At 37.5% G+C, this 839-nt stretch carries 1 pseudogene; it reads left to right on the forward strand.

The window, feature by feature from the left end:
• Positions 1-635: 635 nt before the first annotated feature.
• Positions 636-830, forward strand: a pseudogene (locus tag ACJ5GX_RS07245) (30S ribosomal protein S16); the annotation flags it as partial.
• Positions 831-839: the final 9 nt, after the last annotated feature.

Genomic DNA, 839 nt, shown 5'->3' on the forward strand with positions numbered 1-839 from the left:
GTGCTTAAAAGCAAATAAAGTCGATTTGCAAAAACCAGTTGGTATACGCATGGGACAGCCTTCCGAATACTGACAGGTTGCATTCAGACCAAGAAACTAATCAACTTTTACAGGAACATATGTCAGGAAAAAACAAAAAAATCACCTCTCATACAAAATCACGATCGATCTTGGTTTCAGGTAAAGATTAAATGGGCATTAAAGAACCAAATCAATTCTACTATCAGCACATCAACCTACCCATTTAAAGGATTAACTTATATTGGTAGTAACTGAACTGTATGAAAAACCTGTATTAGTTGGTCCCTTACATGGGTCTGCTGATATCAACACCTATTGCTACTTCGTTAGTTTGACGGCTACAAACCTAACCAACTGCATGTATCCTGCGTCCGAAATATCCTTATGCCTTCAAGAGGGTTCAGATTTAATTTTATTCTCTTCTTGCATTGAAACCTCCTCGTTTATTCTTTTTCCATATACATGTGCAGGATTAGTAGAAGTCTTCTTGGTATTTATAAATTTCTATGATATATTCTCACTTCCTCAGGTGTACAGGCATCATAGGCACAGTTCAGTGTTCTCGCGAGCCGTTTGGGCCTTTCATCCTGCCTCCGATTATCACGGCCAAGATCGATCCAATGTTGCCAAAAGACAATAAAAATCGTGTTGTGGTAAAAGCTGATAGATTAAAACATTGGCTAAGTGTAGGTGCGCAAGCAACTGAAAGGGTAATGTGGTTCATTAAAAAAGGCATAGTAGATTTAGAAACAGAATCGAAAAAAATAGAAAAGAAAAAAGTTGAGAAAGTACAAGGGCAAGAAGCATAAGTCCTCTTA

The sequence above is a fragment of the Wolbachia endosymbiont of Tuta absoluta genome (assembly GCF_059414725.1).